The organism is Streptomyces sp. DG1A-41, assembly GCF_037055355.1.
Taxonomy (GTDB): Bacteria; Actinomycetota; Actinomycetes; order Streptomycetales; family Streptomycetaceae; genus Streptomyces.
The window spans coordinates 5,190,252-5,207,156 of sequence record NZ_CP146350.1 but is presented as its reverse complement, the minus strand read 5'-3'; the positions used below and the strand labels follow the sequence as shown (position 1 = coordinate 5,207,156).

Here is a 16,905-nt window from a genome sequence, read left to right as displayed (position 1 = left end):
CGGTGTCAGTCGGTGGGAGCGAGCAGCTCGCAAAGTTCCGTGACCACCGCGTGCTCGTCCGTCCCCTCCAGCGCCGCGAGAGCCGAGGCCCACTCCTCGCGTGCTTCTCCGACCCGTCCCCGTTCCCGGAGCAGCAGCCCGTGCTGGTGGCGGGCGAGACCGCCGGTGTGGCGGTCGGCGCGGGCGTCGGCCCGCTCCAGCAGCTCGGCGCACTCGCGGGCGGCCCGCCCGGTGCGGCCCAGCAGGCGTAGCGCGCGGACCAGGCCGAGCCGGGCCCGGGCCTCGCCGTGCCAGTCGCCGTGACCGCCCAGGATGCGCAGGCTCTCCTCGAAGTGCGGGAGGGCGGCGGCCGGTTCGCCGAGCCGCAGATGGGCGTATCCGATGGTGCAGTGCGCGGAGTGCCGCACGATCACGGCGCCGATCGCGCCCTCCCCGTCCCGGTCCCCGGCCGGCGCACGGGCACCGCTGGAAGCCTCCGCGCCACGCCCTCCGCCCGATTCACGAGCCGTGCCGAAGGCACCCGTGCGGCCCGAGGCCCGCTCCCCGCCCAGTCCACGGGCAGCGCCGGAGCCGCCGGTGCCCTCCCCACCCCACCCCCCGGCCAGTTCACGGGCGAAGTCGCGGACCAGGTCGTGTGGTGTGTAGCGGCCGTATGCCGGCTCCTGGAGCAGGGCCACGTCGACGAGGCGGTTCAGGGCGGCCTCGGTGCGGCGTTCACCGGTGCCGGTGAGGCGGGCGAGCAGGGGTGCGCCGTACGTGGGCAGATCGAGCGCGCCGATACGGCGGAGGGTGAGGGCGGCGTCCCGGTCGGCCTCACGCTCGGAGCCGGCCAGCGCGTCGTGCGCGACGGCCAGCGAGCGCCGGACGCTCAGGTCGTCGTACTCGAGCTGCCGCAACCGCCCCTCCGCCTTGGCCAGTTGCCCGGCGAGGACGTCCGGGGTGAGGGCCTGCCGGGCGGCGAGCCGCGCGGCGACGATGCGCAGGGCCAAGGGGAGGCGGCCGGTGAGTTCGACGAGGCGACGGGCGGCGTCCGAACCGTCCAGCCCGTCACGGCCCGAGGCCGCGACCAGGAGCGCCGCGCTCTCCTCGTCCGTCAACGGGCCTAGCGGAAAGCGGGCGACGCCGTCGAGGGCGGTGAGCGGCGAACGGCTGGTGACGATCACCGCGCACCCGGCTCCGCCCGGCAGCAGCGGCCGTACCTGCGCGGCGCTCGCGGCATCGTCCAGCACCAGGAGCGTGTGGGTCGGCGCGAGCAGCGAGCGCAGCAGAGCGGATGCCGCGTCGGGGAGTTCGGGGATGCGGCAGGGCTCGACACCGAGGTCACGCAGCAGGGCGGTGAGTGCCTGACCAGGGGTGAGAGGGGCCATGGCCGGGGTCGCACCGTGCAGGTCGAGGTAGAGCTGCCCATCGGGAAAACGTCCCGCCAACTCATGTGCGACATGCAGCGCGAGTGCGCTCTTGCCGACGCCGGGCATGCCGCTGATGACGGCGGTGGCGGGGACATTGGGGGCGGCCGGGGGCACCCCGGGTGTCGTCAGTGTGCGGCGCAAGGAGTCGCGCACGGCGTTGCGCCCCGTGAAGTGCGCTGGCGGCGGGGGAAGTTGAGCAGGCGGGGGTTGAGCGGCGGACGAGGGTGACGCGGCGACGGACGGCGTGGCGACCCGCGCGGAAGAAGCGACAGAAGAAGCAGAAGAGGCAGAGGAGGCACCCCCTTCATCGAACCCGAACCCGAAGCCGCCCCCCGCACCACCGCTCCCCACGGCCGCCGCCCCCCGCAACACCTCCACATGCGCCTCCCGCACCCCGGGCCCCGGCTCGACGCCGAGCTGGTCGACCAGTCGGGTGCGCAGATCGCGATGGACGGCCAGGGCCTCGGCCTGGCGGCCGGTCCGGTGCAGGGCGAGCATGAGCTGGCGGTGGTACACCTCCCGCAGCGGATACTCGGCGGTCAACGCCGCCAGCTCCGGCACGAGCGTCTCGAGACGCGGCCCGCCCAGCGCTAACTCGGCGTCGCAGCGCCACTCCAGAAGCAGCAGCCGGGCCTCGCGCAACCGCCGTGCGAAGGCGTACCCGCCCACCTCGGGCGGCAGCCCGGCTAACGGCGCCCCCCGCCACAGCGCGAGCGCGGCGGCGCACTCCCGCACGACGCGCTCCCACTCCTGCCCGGCGTGCGCGACACGCGCCGCGGCGACATGGGCGTCGAACACATGGACGTCCAGCTCGCCCTCGCCGATCCGCAGCACATACCCGGACGGCACGGTCCGCAGCCGCTCGGGGTCGTCTAGCAACCGCCGCAACCGGGTTACGTGGTTGTGCAGCGAGGCATGGGCGGAAACGGGCGGCGCCCCACCCCACAGCGCGTCCTTGAGCGACTCGACGGAGACGACCCGTCCGGCGTCGAGCAGCAACGCGGCCAGCAGCACACGGGACTTGGGGCTCGCGACACCCCGGGCTTCGCTCAGGCGGCACCCGTTGACGTCGTAGTACAGCACCGGCGGTCCGAGCAGCCCGAACCGCAGCCCGCGCCGCTCATCGGAACAGTCGTCGCTGCCCGAGCAGGCAGATGCCCCCATCGCACCCCGTCTCCCCGCGCTCCCTTGACAAGTTTCCACCCCGGGGCAGCGGTTTTCCGCCACCCTCGTCCTCACGTTCTCCGCCGGAAAGGCCACCGCACAGGCCGTCACGCGTCATGGTTCGGCGACTTCACGCCAACCGGCAGACGACGCAACGGAGAACCGTTGGCCACATGTTAGCCATCCGTTGGCAAAACCTGATGTGATCACTACGTCGGATCTGGCCCGGCGGCGCGCGCGTCTGGACGCGCAACTCGGGGGAGTGTCGCCGCCGCGGCCGGGTCCGGGTCCCGGTCGGCGGAGGTGAACGGCCGGGGCCCCACCAAGCTTGCGGCCACCGAGCTCGGGGCCACCCGGCGGACGCCCCTCGGCGTCAGATGACCGGCGGCCGTCCCAGCCGTGTGAGCCGCCACACCGTCCGCCAGCGCATGGGCCGCCGCTCACCCGCCGGTTCCCGTACGCCTTCCACGAACCCGCCGAACCATGCCCGCAGCCCCGCACGCGACCGATTCCGTACGAGGGTGAGCAGCACCCAGACGCCCAGGTGGACGGGCACGAGCGCGAGCGGCAGCCGGCGGCGGGCCAGCCAGACCCGGTTGCGGGCGTTCACGCGGTAGTAGATGGCGTGCCGTGCGGGCGAGGTCCTCGGGTGCTGGAGCAGCAGTTCGGGCGCGTACAGGATGCGCCAGCCCGCGTCGGCCGCGCGCCAGGCCAGGTCGGTCTCCTCGTGCGCGAAGAAGAACTCGGCGGGCCAGTCCCCGACCTCGTCGAGCATGGCCATCCGCAGCGCGTGCCCGCCGCCGAGGAACCCGGTGACGTAACCGCCCCGCAGGGGGTCCGAGTTGCCGATCCGGGGCACGTGCCGCTGCTGCGTCGCGCCCAGTTCGTCGGCGATGCGGAATCCGACGATGCCGAGCCGTTCGTCGGCGGCGTACAGCTCCCGCACGCGGCGCAGCGCATCGGCGTCGACGAGCAGTCCGTCGTCGTCCAGATCCACGACGACGTCGACGTCGCCGAACTCCCGCAGCCGCGCGAGGGCCGCGTTCCGCCCGCCGGGGCAGCCGAGGTTCTCGTCGAGCTCGATCGGGGTGACCTCGCCGGGCAGCGACAGCCGCCGGGCGAACTCGGGCAGCGGGCAGCCGTTGCCGACGATCACGATCCGCTCGGGCGGCACGTCCTGCTTGGCCACGGACCGCAGCAGAGCGTCGACCTCGCCGGGCCGGTTGCCCATGGTCACCACGGCGACGGCGATCCTGGGCGCCCCCATGTCCTCACCTCGTCCCGGTCGGCGACTGACGGGTTGACGGGCGATGCTAGCCGTTCACGATAAGGGCCCTTTGAGTACGCCTGCCGGACGGCGATGCGTCTACATCGTTCAGCGGAGGCGGTACCCGACCGGAACGGGCACAGGATGTCGGGTGCCGCAGGGTGCCCGCTGCCCAGCGTGGTGATCACCAAAGAGGAAGGAACCGGGCGTGCTGGAGCGGCTCAACCAGGCGATGGAGCACATCGAGCGCCACCTCGACGAGTCCCTGGACGTCGTCGAGCTGGCGCGGATCGCGACCACGTCGGAGTACCACCTGCGCCGGATGTTCTCCGCGCTGGCAGGCATGCCCCTGTCGGAGTACATCCGCCGCCGGCGGCTGACGGTCGCGGGCGCGGAGGTGCTCACGGGCGGCGAGACGCTGTTGGAGATCGCCGTGCGCTACGGCTACGGCTCGGGCGAGGCGTTCGCACGGGCGTTCCGCGCGATGCACGGCGTGGGCCCGGGCGAGGCCCGGCGCACCGGCGCCGCGCTCGTCTCCCAGCCCCGGCTGACCTTCCGCCTCACCGTCGAAGGGAGCAGCAGCATGCAGTACCGAGTGGTGGGCCGCCCGGCCTTCACGATCGCCGGCTTCAAGACCCGTGTCCCGCTCGTGCACTCGGGCCCGAACCAGGCGATCACCGACTTCGTCCGGGGGCTCGACAAACAGGCTCTGGAGCAGCTCGGAAGGCTCTCGGACCAGGATCCGCACGGCATCGTCGCGGTCTGCGACGACCTGGACCCGAGCCGCGCCGAGGGCACCGAGCTCGACTACTACCAGGCGGTGATCACCGCGACGTCCGCCCCGGCGGACGCCGCCGTGGGCATCACCACCCTGCCCGTCCCACCCGGCAGCTGGGCGGTCTTCACCACCTCCGGCCCGGCACCGCAGGCCATCCAGGAGCTATGGCGTGACGTGTTCACCGAGTGGTTCCCCTCCAACCCGTACCGCAGCCGCCCCGGCCCGGAGATCCTGCGGACCGACCTGTCGGCGGACGGGACGCACGCGGACGCCGAGCTGTGGCTGCCGGTGGAACGGGAGTCCACCCGCTGACGCCGAAAGCCCCAGGCCGGAATCGAAACAGCTCACACCGCCGAGCACGGCGGCACGTGCAGCAAGGGCAACAGCCCTGGAGCGGCAGCCCTCTCGGCCGTCGGCCCCCAGGACGCCTGCGCCGGATGCCACGTGGTGGGAGCAAACTTCCGACCTACGCATCACGGCCGCAGGTCAGCGACCCCAATCCCATCCGGACCAGACAGCACTAACAAAAAACCCCAGGTCAGAGGCCCGACCCGGGGTTTAAATGGAGCCGCCTTCGGGATTCGAACCCGAGACCTACGCATTACGAGTTGTCCGATCTCGGTCCGGGCATGTCCGTCGGTGTCCGTAAGACGGGCTCCGTTCCTGGTCACCAGGGGTGCCGGACTTCAATGGACGCTAGCGGGCGCCCGCGGAACGAGCTGCGATCGAGACCACAACTGAGACCGTCCCGATCTTGAGGGCTCAGGGATCGCATACGCCTGATGAGCGGAAGACCAACTGTCATCATCGGCGAATGGAGTACTTCACTCTCACCGCGAAGCCAGCCGGTCATGACTCCGCCACCGTCGAAGCCGCCGTACGCCAAGCCTGGAACGCGTGCGCCGAGGCGGCCTGCTCCAAGTGCGGCGTCGCGCCTTGGCAATACTGCCGCAACTGGACCACCGGCGCCTGGTACGTGACCCGGTTCCACCGGCCCCGGCAGGATGCGGCAGGCGCGCCCGGGCTTCTGGCCCCGGTAGGGATCAACGGGCTCAGTTGGGCGAAGGGTACAGGCCGATTCGTATGGGATGACCGACGCGTTCCGTCGGTGTGACCGGTCGCCTGAGTCTGCTCTTTACCCAAGGTCGCCCACGGTGTGCCCGCCGGGGGTGCCTGTCGGCGGTGAGCCTGCAGGGTTCGTCAACTCCGCCAACGCTCCTGGGACTTCTTCCACTGCAGATCGCTTCTGCCTGCGTAGCGGCTGTTACCCACGTAAACCCGCTACGCCCCCGCTACCGACACCGCAGAGCCGCTACAGCCCCCGAGCACGTAGCGGCCCTGTCCGCTACATCCCGCCGTGCCGCTACGCCGGAACCCGCCACTGACCTGCGACGTAGCAGGCGTGGCGCATGTAGCGGACTTCCAGGCAAGGGGGCCCGCCCTCAGAGTCTCCGATCAGGAAGGCAGTCTTGATGAGCACCGCGCTCCCGCCCTCCGACCAGTTGCTCTACACCCCGACGGAAGCCGCCACGGTCCTCCGCTTCGGCCGCTCTACCGTCTACGAGCTGATGGCCGAAGGCGTCCTGGGGTACGTCAAGCGGGGTCGCTCCCGCCGCATACGTCGCAGCGACCTGGAGGCATACGTCAACAGCCTCGAACCGATCTCCCACTGACCCACACCACACCCAGCCCAAGGCGCCCCCGGACCTCTCGGTTCGGGGGCGCCTTCCGTATGGAGGAGCACGTTGAGCCCCCGCAAGCCGAACATGGAATCGTCCATCTACCTGGGCAGCGACGGCTGGTGGCACGGCCGCGTCACGATGGGCGTCAAAGATGACGGCAGTCCTGACCGGCGCCACCGACGGGCGCGGACCGAGCCGGAAATCAAGCGCAAGGTCAGGGAATTGGAAGATCTGCGCGACAAGGGCCGCGCGCCCAAGGCCGGCCGCAAGCCGACCGTAGAGAAGTGGATGACCACCTACCTGACCGACATCGCGTCCTTGAAGCTCAAGCCGCGTTCCTTGAACGACTACTGGTCCAAGACCAGGAACGACATCATCCCCGGCATCAGCAAACACCGGCTCGACAAGCTTCAGCCGGAGCACTTGGAGCGGATGTACCGCGTCATGCTCGATGAGGGACACGCACCGTCACACGTACTCAAGGTGCACCGCATCCTCTCGCGCGCCCTGAAGATCGCACACCGCCGCCGACTGGTCGTCGAGAACGTGGCCACCCTCGTCGACCCGCCCACGGTCGACGAGACCGAGGCGAACCCCTTCACGACCGAGGAGGCCAAGGCGTTCCTGAAAGCCGCCGCCAAGCGCCCCACCTTCATGCGATGGTGCGTCGGCGTCGGCATGGGCTTCAGGCAGGGCGAGACCCTTGGCCTGAGGTGGCCGTACGTCGACTTCGACAACGAGCTGTTCCGCCCCGAATGGCAGCTTCAGCGCCTTACGTGGCGGCACGTTGCAAGGACCCGCACGCGTGCGGCACGAAGTTCCACCGGTTCGAGCCGTGCCCACCGGACTGCACCGCCCACAAGGGCTACAAGCGCGGCTGCCCCAAGCCCTGCCCGGAGGACTGCACGAGTCACGCCCGAGCGTGCTCCGCGCGCAAGGGCGGCGGCTTGGTCTTCACACGCCCCAAGACGAAGAAGAGCCGGAACGCCGTGCCCATCCCGTCGTCCTTCATCCCCTACCTTCGCCAGCACAAGGCACAGCAGGAGGAGGCGCGGGCCGAAGCAGGGGACGCGTGGGAGGAACACAAGCTGGTCTTCACCCGCCCGGACGGTCGCCCCCTCGACCCCCGCCAGGACTGGGAGGAGTTCAAGGAGCTGTTGGCGGAAGCAGGGATCGACGACCGGCGCCTGTACGACGGGAGCCGCCACACCGCCGGCACGATCCTGAACGAACTCGGGGTGGACATGCCGACCATCATGGAGATTCTCCGGCACACCCAGATCAGTCAGACCCGGCGGTACGTGAAGGGCAGATCTCACCTTTCGAAGGACGCAATGCGCCGCATGGGCGACGCTTTTATTCCACAGGTAGAACCTACTGCAGAACCCACAACAAAAACCTCCGACAGCCGAGCAGCACGCGCGCGGCGACGTCGCCGCGTCCGTTAAACAGAGCACCTGAGGGAGGCGCAATGGACCGCAGCATCCAACCCAACGAGTCTGCGGATAGTTCGAACGAAGATGCTGAAATCGGCATTGCGGACTACCTAGTAGTGCTTCGTTAGGTTCTGGCCCTGGTTCTGCTGGTGGCGAGGGGTCGGCCGCAGGTCGTGCAGGTGCCGGTCCAGCACCTCAGCAAATCCTGGAGGGCGTCCAGGACCTTGGTAGAGGGGCAAGCCGGCGTTTGGGCTTTTGGGTCGAGCCGCCGGAGGGTGAGGAAGGCCTGGGCGGCGGTGACGAGGGTGACGTGGTGGCGCCAGCCGCGCCAGGTGCGGCCCTCGAAGTGGTCCAAGCCCAGGCCGTGCTTGAGCTCGCGGTAGTCGTGCTCGATCCGCCAGCGCATCTTCGCCCACCGCACCAGGTCGGCGACCATGGTGTCGGCTGGCAGGTTGGTCATCCAGTAGCCGGTCGGCTCGGCCGCTTCTGCGGGCTGCTCGATCAGCAGGGTCAGCAGATTGGAAAACACTCCGCAACGGAGACGCCTGAAGGCTAGCCTGGAGCTTATTGGGGATGTGACAGGGCGCGGCTGGGGGGCTTCGTGAATCCGTATGAGCTGGTCGATCGGGACGACTGGGTGCGGGCCGATTTGGCTCGGGCTGCAGAACGTGAGGCCTATTTCATCGCGGCTGTCGTTCAGCTGTCCTTGTCGCACATTGAACTCACCGAGACGCGCAAGATCATCAAGACGCCGCCTGATTCAGGCTTCTTCGAATTTCTTCTCTCCGTCCTCATGCTGGGGTATTCCATCGTAGTGTGCGTGGGGTTCATCAGCAGCGATGTGAGAGAGTTACTCCTGGTGCCGCTTCTGCTGGCGCTCGGAGTGCTGGGGCTGTGGTTCCTCTTAACGCGAGTGCCCAGGAAAGCAGTCCGGAACAAGCTGGTCCACGACATCGAGCAAGCGGTGATCGCCTGTGCCGTTGCGCGCCAGGCTCCGGTCGCGAGCCTGCCCGCCCATCTGCGCACGCTCGATCACCGCTACCGATCAGTCGAGCAAGGAATTCTCCGCGCTCATCGCACAGCGGCCACGATGTCCATCAGGTCCCTGCGACACCATCCGGCACGTAAGCACGCGTTCCATGTGGCGGGAGCACTGCGCCGGGATATGTCCCGGATCGATGCGGAGCCGGAAGACGCGATCCGCGATCTGGCGGCCAAGATGCTCACCGTCGGGGAGAGGTACTCCCGGCGCCTGGTGGGTAGTCTTCTTCCTCAGGGTGATCTGGAGAACGTCGAGCCGGTTTCCATGACGCGTAGCACGTTGATGGAATCGGCGCACGTCACGTTGATCATCCTCGCGGCAATTGCCGGTGCGCTGTCAGCCTCTCCCGTCGTGGCCGCGCTCGGCATTCCCCAGGACATGAAGGGATGGTGTGTGGCCGCAGGCGCCGTGCTCGGGGCGATCTGCACGGGTGGCTGGCGCAGAGTTTCCCGTCTTCTGGAGCTGTTTCCGGGTAAGTGAACATGTCTAAGGGCTGTCCCGCAAGCGCGGTCGTGCTGAGCAGAGGTCGGCTCGAGAGGGTCAGGGACCGCAGCTACTCGACCAACCACCAGGTCGTCAACGACGCCGACTCCTGCCTTGTCGTCTCCGTCGGCCGGCCCGTTCCCGGCAACAGCAACGACTGCAAGGCATGGGAACTGTCCGGAGCCAAGAACTCGGTCGGCAACACCACCGTGATCGCAGACGGCGGCTACCGTGGCGCCGGCATGGTCATCCCGCACCGCCGAGAACGCGGCGAGCTACCGGCCTGGAAGTAAGCCCACAACGCCTCCCACCGCAAAGTCCGCGCCCGAGTCGAGCACACCTTCGCCCGCATGAAGACCTGGAAGATCCTCCGCGACTGCCGTCTGAAGGGCGACGGCGTCCATCACGCCATGCTCGGCATCGCCCGGCTCCACAACCTCACCCTTACCGGATGACGGATTACGCCTGAGAACACTTGCGGGACAGCCCTTAGGGGCCGCAGTCGGGTCAGGCATAGGGCATAACTCAGGCCGCTCGCCTTGTATACCGCGCACCTGGCGGAGGCAGGTGTCGACGACCGGCGCCTGTAGTACGGGAGCCGCGGCCCTGCCGGGACACTCTGCGCGAACTCGGAGGGCATGAAGTGGTCTCCCGTGCGGCACCTAGTGCCCTTCGATCGGCGTCGTCGCCTCTTGGCGTGCTGGCGGATCCGACTGATGCTGCCCGAAACCCGCTACTGAGACCCAAATTGAGACCACGGACAGCAAGACAGCGCGCGCCCGGCGTCGCCGCAGCATCCGCTGGACGAAGAAGCCCAGCTCAGACAGTGTCTGAGCTGGGCTTTGATGGAGCCGCCTTCGGGATTCGAACCCGAGACCTACGCATTACGAGTGCGTTGCTCTGGCCATCTGAGCTAAGGCGGCGCGCTGTCCGCACCATGGTGCGATCAGCAACGACGGTAAGTCTACACAGTTTCCGAGGGTGCTCCGTACCAGCCCCGGAGGCGGGTCCTCCGGGGCTGGGCGCGGGTCATGAGCAGCGCTTCCCGTCCGTGGGAGGGGTGCCTTTCAGGAGGTACGCGTTGATCGTCCGGTCGATGCAGGAGCTGCCGCGGCCGTACGCCGTGTGGCCGTCGCCCTCGTAGGTGAGGAGGCGGCCCGAGGAGAGCTGGCCGGCCAGGGCCCGCGCCCAGCGGTACGGGGTCGCGGGGTCGCGTGTGGTGCCGACCACGACGATGGGGGCCGCGCCCTTCGCCTCGATGCGGTGCGGCTCGCCTGTGGCGGCCACCGGCCAGTACGCGCAGTTCAGGGCCGCCCACGCCAGGCCCTCGCCGAAGACCGGGGACGCCTTCTCGAACTCGGGGAGCGCCCTGCGCGCCGCGTCGGGGGTGTCGAAGGCGGGCGGCAGGTCGAGGCAGTTCACGGCCGCGTTGGCGAACATCAGATTGCTGTAGCCGCCGTCGGCGTCACGCTCGTAGTAGCCGTCGGAGAGGACGAGGAGCCCGGAGCCGTCGTTCTCCTTCATCGCGGAGGTCAGCGCCTCACGCAGTTGCTGCCAGGCACCCTCGTCGTACATGGCCGCGATCACGCCGGTGGTGGCGAGCGACTCGGTGAGGCGGCGGCCGTCGGGGTCGCCGGTGGCGGCCGGTCGCGTGTCCAGCTTCTCGAAGAACGCCTTGAGGTTCCTGCCGACCTGCTCGGGCGAGGTGCCCGCGCCGCCCAGCGGGCAGTCCGCGTGCCGTACGCAGTCCCGCGCGAACGACCGGAACGCCGTCTCGAAGCCCGCCGTCTGTTCGAGGTTCAGCCGCCGCGCCGGCAGCGACGGGTCCATCGCGCCGTCCAGCACCAGCCGGCCCACCCGGTCCGGGAAGAGACCGGCGTACGTCGCGCCGAGGAACGTGCCGTAGGAGGCGCCGACGTAGTTCAGCTTCTCGTCGCCGAGCGCCGCCCGCACGATGTCCATGTCCCGGGCCGCTTCCACGGTGGACACATGGCGCAGCAGCCGGGGGAGTCCGCGCCGCAGCCTTCGGCGAATGTCCGGTACGCCTCGACCAGCCCGTCGCTCTCCTTGGCGTCGTCGGGCGTGGTGTCCGTCTGTGTGTAGGTGTCCATCTCCGGCCCGTCCAGACACTTCACGGGCTCACTGCGGGCCACGCCGCGCGGGTCGACCGCCACCATGTCGTAGCGGGCACGGACCTCGGCGGGGTAACCGATGCCGGCGTACGTCTGGACGTAACCGACCGCCGAGCCGCCCGGGCCGCCCGGGTTCACGAGCAGCGAGCCCAGCCGCTTCCCCGGGCCCGTGGCCTTCTTGCGGGCGACGGCGAGCCGGACGTCTCCGGCGGCCGGCTCGGCGTAGTCGAGCGGCGCCTTGACCGTGGCGCACTCGAAGCCGGGGACGCCGCAGCCGCGCCAGGCCGGTTTCTGGTCGTAGTACGGCGTGAGCGCCGCGGGGGTGGACCGCGGCAGCGCGACCAGTGCCGCTTCCTGCGCCGCAGCCGTGGCGGACGTCGTCGAGCTCCCGGAGGAGCAGGCGGAGACGAGCAGCGCGGCCGTGGCGAGGAGGCCGGCCGCGGTCCTGGCTCCGCTGCGGATCCGGCGGTGCAGGCCGCCGGAACGGGTGGCGGATAGGGAGGCGGAGCGGGGAATACGCCTTGTGTCCATCCAACGAGCGTAACTCTGCGCGACGGCATGGGTGCCCAGCGTGCGTGTCGCGCCTCGTACGAGTGACGACGTCCACTCCGCGTCCACCTCGTGTGCGTATCCCGCGGGGCCGTGCCCTGCCGTGCCCTGCCGTGCGGTGCCGTGCGGTGCCGTGCGGTGTGGCTCTTTCGGTTCAGCCCGCTCTGAGCACCACCGTCCTCAGCCCGCTCTGAGCACCACCGTCCTCAGCCCGCTCTGAGCGCCATCGTCATCGCCTCCACCGCGAGCAGCGGCGCCACGTTCCGGTCGAGGGCGTCGCGGCAGGCGGCGATCGCCTCGATGCGGCGCAGCGTGGACTCCGGGGAGCTGCCGCGGGCGAGGCGCTCCAGGGCGTCCTCGGCGTCCGCGTTGGCGATGGCCACGCGGGAGCCGAGCTGGAGGGCGAGGACGTCGCGGTAGAAGGCCGTGAGGTCGGTCAGGGCGAGGTCGAGGCTGTCGCGCTGCGTGCGCGTTCTGCGGCGCTTCTGCTTGTCCTCCAGGTCCTTCATCACGCCCGCGGTGCCGCGCGGCATGCGGCCACCCTGGGCCGCGCCGAGCGCGGCCTTCAGCTCCTCGGTCTCCTTGGCGTCCGTCTCCTCCGCGAGCTGCTTGGCGTCCTCGGCGGCCGCGTCGACGAGCTCCTGGGCGGCCTTGAGCGCACTGCCGATCTCGTCCACCCGCAGCGGCAGTCTCAGCACGGCGGCACGGCGCTCGCGCGCGGCCGGGTCGGTGGCCAGGCGGCGGGCCCGGTCGACATGGCCCTGGGTCGCGCGGGCCGCCGCGGCGGCGACGTCCGGCTCGATGCCCTCGCGGCGTACGAGCATGTCGGCGACGGCGTCGACCGACGGCGTGCTCAGGTTCAGGTGGCGGCAGCGGGAGCGGATCGTCGGCAGGACGTCCTCGATGGAAGGGGCGCACAGCAGCCAGACCGTGCGCGGGGCGGGCTCCTCCACCGCCTTGAGGACGGCGTTGGCCGACTTCTCGTTCAGCCGCTCGGCGTCCTCGACGAGGATGACCTGCCAGCGGCCGTTCGCCGGTGACGTGAACGACTTGCGTACGGTGTCGCGCATGTCGTCGGCGAGGATCTGCGTGCCGACCGCGGCGACGGTGGTGACGTCGGCGTGCGTGCCGATCAGGGCCGTGTGACATCCGTCGCAGAAGCCGCAGCCCGGGGAGCCGCCGAGGGCCCGGTCCGGGCTGACGCACTGCAAGGCCGCCGCGAACGCCCGCGCCGCCTGGTTCCGCCCGGCCCCGGGCGGGCCCGTGAACAGCCACGCGTGCGTCATCTTCGACGCCTCGGGCGGCGGGGCGTCGGTGGCGGCAGCGGTGACCAGGGCGTCGGCGTCCCGGGCGGCGGCGTCCAGCTGCGCGCTCACCCTCTCCTGCCCGACGAGGTCGTCCCACACGGTCATGGGTCACGCCGCCCTTCCGTCACGTTCCGCGGTACGAGACCCATTGTGGGGGTGACCACTGACAACGCCTGCCGCCCCCTGATCTCGCAGGCCCGGCTCGGGTCCTTCTCCCGCGTCGGCCCGGGCACCCATGTCGGACCGCCGGAGGCCTCAGCGGCCCCGGCCGCCCTTCCCCCGGCGCCCCCGCCCCTCGTCCAGCTCGTCCTCGTGCGGTCCGAGCAGCTCGTCCGCCAGCGAGGGCAGGTCATCCAGCGGCGTCTCCTCGGCCCAGTCGGACCGCCGGCGGGGCCGGCCCTCGGCGTCGACCTGGGGCAGCTCCCGCGTACGGTCCTCGGTGCCGTCGGGCCGGGGGGCCGGGGCGTCCTCCCGGAAGTACCCGGGCGGAACCCGGTCCGCCGGTTCGTCCCCGCGTACGGGGGGCAGCACGGCCGTCTCGTCGGCGTCCCCGGGCCGGACCGGGGGCAGTACGGCCGTCTCGTCACCGGATCCGGATCCGGAGCCGGACTCGGGGCGGACCGGCGGCAGTACCTCCGTCTCCTCCCCCGCACCCGGCGGAACCGGCGGCTTGGGCAGTTCGGCCGTCACCTCGGCGTCGGACCCACCGGAGGTCCGGCCCCGGCCCTGCTCCTCGTCCCGTACCGGGCGCAGCACGGTCGTGTCGTCCGCCACGCCGCCCGGTTTCACCACGGGCGTGGGCACCGTCGCCGCGTCCTGAGCCGCCGTCGAACCGGAGGCACCCCGCGGGGCGGCGCTCTTCGGCCCGGCCGCCGCGGCAGCGGCCGCCGCCTCCGCCAGACGCCGCGCCTCCTCGGCCCGCAGCAGGGCCTCCTCGGCCTTGCGCTGCTTCTCCAGGCGGAGCGCCTCCGCCTCGGCGCGCAACCGGGCCTCTTCCTCGGCCTGCTTGCGGCGGCGCTCCTCCTCGGCCTTGCGCCGGGCCTCCTCCTCGGCGCGGGCCTTCTCCTCCGCGAGGAGCCGTGCCCTCTCCTCCTCGGCCTTCCTACGCGCTTCCTCGGCCCGCCGCCGGGCCTCCTCCGCCTGCCGTTCGGCCTCGCGCCGCTGCGCCTCCTCCAGCTCGCGCCGCTTGCGCTCCTCCTCCTCGGCGCGCAGCCGGGCGAGCTGCTCCTGGCGCTCGCGCTCCAGTCGCTCCTCCTCCGCCTTGCGGGCAGCCTCTTCCTCTGCCTTGCGGCGGGCCTCCTCCTCGGCCTTCCTGCGTGCCTCCTCCTGGGCCTTGATCTCGGCCTCGGACAGCGGCAGCACCTGGTCGAGCCGGTGCCGGATGACGGTCGTGACGGCCTCGGGCTCCTGGCCGGCGTCCACCACCAGGTACCGCCCGGCGTCGGCCGCGGCCAGGGTCAGGAAACCGGCCCGCACGCGCGCGTGGAACTCGGCCGGCTCCGACTCCAGCCGGTCCGGCGCCTCGGTGAACCGCTCGCGCGCGGTCTCCGGCGCGACGTCCAGCAGGACGGTCAGATGCGGCACCAGTCCGTTCGTCGCCCAGCGGTTGATCCGGGCGATCTCGGTCGGCGACAGGTCACGGCCCGCCCCCTGGTAGGCCACGGACGAGTCGATGTACCGGTCGGAGATGACGACCGCGCCGCGCTCCAGGGCGGGCCGTACGACGGTGTCGATGTGCTCGGCCCGGTCGGCCGCGTACAGCAGCGCCTCCGCGCGGTGCGACAGGCCCTCGCTCGACACGTCCAGCAGGATCGACCGGAGCCGCTTGCCGACCGGCGTCGCCCCCGGCTCGCGCGTCAGCACGACCTCGTGGCCCTTGCCGCGGATCCACTCGGCGAGCGCCTCGGCCTGCGTGGACTTCCCGGCCCCGTCGCCGCCCTCCAGGGCGATGAAGAACCCGGAGGCGGCGGGCGCCTGCTCCGGGTCGTCGCCGCGGAGCAGCGCGTCGCGCAAATCCTGGCGCAGCGGCACTCCGGAACGGTCGTCGACCTTGGCCAGCACCAGCGCGGCCACCGGCAGCAGCAGGGCGCCGGCCAGCATCAGCGTGAAGGCCGCGCCGCCGTGCGCGAAGACGAACTTGCCGCTCTCCAGCCGGTGCGGCCCGATCCCCGCCGCCACCAGCGGGGCGATCACCGCGCCGAGCGCGACGCAGACGCGGACGACCGCGTGCAGGTGCTCCGTCGTACGGGACCGCCGGTACTCCTCGGTCTCCTGGTCGAGCAGGGTGTGCCCGGTGTTGGCGGCCATGCCCGCGCCGACGCCGGCCAGCGCGAGGATCAGCAGCACGCTGGTGACGTCCGGGACCAGTCCGGCGGCCAGCAGGGCGACACCGGTGAAGGCGATGGCCAGCGCGAGCAGCCGGCGGCGCGACAGGGCGGGCAGCAGCGAGGGCGCCGTACGGATGCCGACGACGACACCGCCGGTCAGCGCGCCCACGAACAGCCCGTACAGCACCGGGCCGCCGCCCAGGTCCTTGGCGTGCAGCACGGCCACGGCGACGGCGGCGGACACCGCGGCGGCGACGGCCGCGCAGGCCAGCACCAGCAGCGGCATCACGCCGGTGCGGCCCTTGTCGGCGCCGGCGGTGGTCTTCGGGCGGCGCAGCCCTTCGAGCGGCGACCGCGCGCGTGGGGTGCGTGTGCCGGGCAGCTCCAGGAAGGTCAGCACGGACAGGGATGCGGCGAACAACCCTGCCGCGACGTAGGAGGCGAGGGCCGCCTGGTGCTGGCCGAACCAGTCGATGCCGGCGCCCAGCAGGTTGTTGAACAGGGCCGCGACGACCAGCGCGACGGCCGCGAGCGGGATCGCGACGAAGCCGGTGCGCAGCGACAGGCGGCGCAGGGCGTCCATGTGGTCCGGCAGCGGCCGGACCGTCGCACCTTCCGGCGGCGGGGGCGGCAGCAGCGCGGGGGCCGCGCTCTCGCGGCACACCGTCCAGAACCGCTCGGCGACTCCGGTCACGAAGGCCGTGACGAGGAGGACGGCCAGCGCGTCCTGGGGCGTCCAGTCGATCCACAGCGGGGCGACGATGAGCAGCGCCGCGCGCAGTCCGTCCGCGCTCACCATGGTCCAGCGGCGGTCCAGCGGGCCGTCCTGGGAGGTGAGCGCGGTGAGGGGGCCGAGGAGGACGGCGCCGAACAGGAGCGTCGCCAGGATGCGCACCCCGAAAACCGTCGCCACTGCGAACGCCACACCGCGGTAGCCGCCCCCGAAGGAGCCCTCGGCGACGGCCGCTTGGAGGGCGAGGACGACCAGCACGAGAAGGGCGAGGGTGTCGCCCACGCAGCCCACGAGCTGTGCGCTCCACAACCGCCTCAACTGCGGACGGCGCAGCAGGGCGCGGACGGCACGCTCGCGGGAGTCCGCGACCAGGGCGTCGTCGGGGGCCGGCGAGAGGCCGTTGGATGCTCGGCTCGCGTCATGCATTCAGCCTATCGGGAGCCACCGACACCCTGGGATGCCCGGCCTGACATGCGCACGCCCCGACACCGAAGTGTTGCCGGGGCGTTCGCTTTCCGAACCCCGTTCGGGACCCGAACCCTGGCGATCCGGGTCCCGAACGGGGCCCGAGCGCATCCCGAACAGTCGCGAACGGG

General features: G+C 71.3%; 6 protein-coding genes, 1 tRNA gene and 5 pseudogenes. 5 read left to right on the top strand and 7 right to left on the bottom strand.

All coding sequences use genetic code 11. The annotated features are described in order from the left end of the window. Positions 1–5 precede the first annotated feature (5 nt). Together V8690_RS24340 and V8690_RS24335 are read right to left on the bottom strand one after the other, a co-directional pair. The gene (locus V8690_RS24340; RefSeq protein ID WP_338782023.1) at positions 6–2,573 is read right to left on the bottom strand and encodes a BTAD domain-containing putative transcriptional regulator; all 2,568 of its coding nucleotides are present in this window, start codon (positions 2,571–2,573) and stop codon (positions 6–8) included. 373 nt (positions 2,574–2,946) lie between these two features. Then, the gene (locus V8690_RS24335; protein ID WP_338782022.1) at positions 2,947–3,840 is read right to left on the bottom strand and encodes a glycosyltransferase; all 894 of its coding nucleotides are present in this window, start codon (positions 3,838–3,840) and stop codon (positions 2,947–2,949) included. A 208-nt stretch (positions 3,841–4,048) separates the two neighbouring features. Between V8690_RS24335 and V8690_RS24330 the strand changes: the two genes are divergently transcribed. From V8690_RS24330 to V8690_RS24320, 3 genes and pseudogenes are all read left to right on the top strand, one after another. After that, positions 4,049–4,930, top strand: coding sequence for an AraC family transcriptional regulator (locus V8690_RS24330; RefSeq protein WP_338782021.1), 882 nt, complete (start codon positions 4,049–4,051; stop codon positions 4,928–4,930). 1,160 nt (positions 4,931–6,090) lie between these two features. Beyond that, on the top strand, positions 6,091–6,291 hold the full coding sequence (locus V8690_RS24325; RefSeq protein ID WP_338782019.1) for a helix-turn-helix domain-containing protein: 201 nt from the start codon (positions 6,091–6,093) through the stop codon (positions 6,289–6,291). A gap of 72 nt (positions 6,292–6,363) precedes the next feature. Further along, positions 6,364–7,748, top strand: a pseudogene (locus V8690_RS24320) (tyrosine-type recombinase/integrase). Between the two features lie 183 nt (positions 7,749–7,931). Here the strand turns inward: V8690_RS24320 and V8690_RS24315 are convergent. Further along, positions 7,932–8,250 (bottom strand): annotated as a pseudogene (locus tag V8690_RS24315) (transposase); the annotation flags it as partial. An 87-nt stretch (positions 8,251–8,337) separates the two neighbouring features. Between V8690_RS24315 and V8690_RS24310 the strand changes: the two are divergent. Together V8690_RS24310 and V8690_RS24305 are read left to right on the top strand one after the other, a co-directional pair. Next, positions 8,338–9,258, top strand: a complete 921-nt coding sequence (locus tag V8690_RS24310) for a hypothetical protein (protein ID WP_338782017.1) — start codon at positions 8,338–8,340, stop codon at positions 9,256–9,258. Positions 9,259–9,326: 68 nt separating this feature from the next. Continuing rightward, a pseudogene (locus V8690_RS24305) lies at positions 9,327–9,716 on the top strand (transposase); the annotation flags it as partial. A 391-nt stretch (positions 9,717–10,107) separates the two neighbouring features. On the opposite strand, the gene V8690_RS24300 reads toward V8690_RS24305, so the two are convergent. From V8690_RS24300 to tmk, 4 genes and pseudogenes are all read right to left on the bottom strand, one after another. Then, positions 10,108–10,184 (bottom strand) — tRNA-Thr (locus V8690_RS24300). Between the two features lie 106 nt (positions 10,185–10,290). Beyond that, positions 10,291–11,924, bottom strand: a pseudogene (locus V8690_RS24295) (alpha/beta hydrolase). A 224-nt stretch (positions 11,925–12,148) separates the two neighbouring features. Further along, positions 12,149–13,354 (bottom strand): DNA polymerase III subunit delta', encoded by a 1,206-nt coding sequence (locus V8690_RS24290; protein ID WP_338782015.1) that lies wholly within the window; start codon positions 13,352–13,354, stop codon positions 12,149–12,151. 150 nt (positions 13,355–13,504) lie between these two features. Next, positions 13,505–16,731, bottom strand: a pseudogene (gene tmk / locus V8690_RS24285) (dTMP kinase). Positions 16,732–16,905 lie beyond the last annotated feature (174 nt).